Source organism: Enterobacter sp. 03-F-07-AD-ECC (genome assembly GCF_047530935.1).
Lineage (GTDB): Bacteria > Pseudomonadota > Gammaproteobacteria > Enterobacterales > Enterobacteriaceae > Enterobacter > Enterobacter cloacae.
This window is the reverse complement of sequence record NZ_JBLKBZ010000081.1, coordinates 1-522: the sequence shown is the minus strand read 5'-3', so window position 1 is coordinate 522 and position 522 is coordinate 1. Positions and strand designations below refer to the sequence as shown.

Below are 522 nucleotides of genomic sequence, written 5' to 3'. Positions count from 1 at the left end.
TGACTGCCAGGGCATCCACCGTGTACGCTTAGTCGCTTAACCTCACAACCCGAAGATGTTTCACTTCTGATTGCGAAAATTTGAGAGACTCGAACACACCATTAAAGATGTGTCGTTTCAATTTTCAGCTTGATCCAGATTTTTAAAGAGCAAAACTTCGCAGTGCACCTTTTCAGGTTCACTCTGAAGTTTTCTTGTGTTCGCAGTAAAAGATGGTGGAGCTATGCGGGATCGAACCGCAGACCTCCTGCGTGCAAAGCAGGCGCTCTCCCAGCTGAGCTATAGCCCCATCGTTTTGCAACCTCTTCAAATTTGCTTCGCAAATTTGGTAGGCCTGAGTGGACTTGAACCACCGACCTCACCCTTATCAGGGGTGCGCTCTAACCACCTGAGCTACAAGCCTGTAGAGGTTTTTACTGCTGTTTTTCATCAGACAATCTGTGTGAGCACTGCAAAGGCAGGTTCTTTAAGGTAAGGAGGTGATCCAACCGCAGGTTCCCCTACGGTTACCTTGTTACGACT

2 tRNA genes are annotated in these 522 nt (G+C 47.9%); both read right to left on the bottom strand.

The annotated features are described in order from the left end of the window. Positions 1–213 precede the first annotated feature (213 nt). Positions 214–289 (bottom strand) — tRNA-Ala (locus tag ACMWKA_RS25730). Between the two features lie 37 nt (positions 290–326). After that, positions 327–403 (bottom strand) — tRNA-Ile (locus ACMWKA_RS25725). Positions 404–522: the final 119 nt, after the last annotated feature.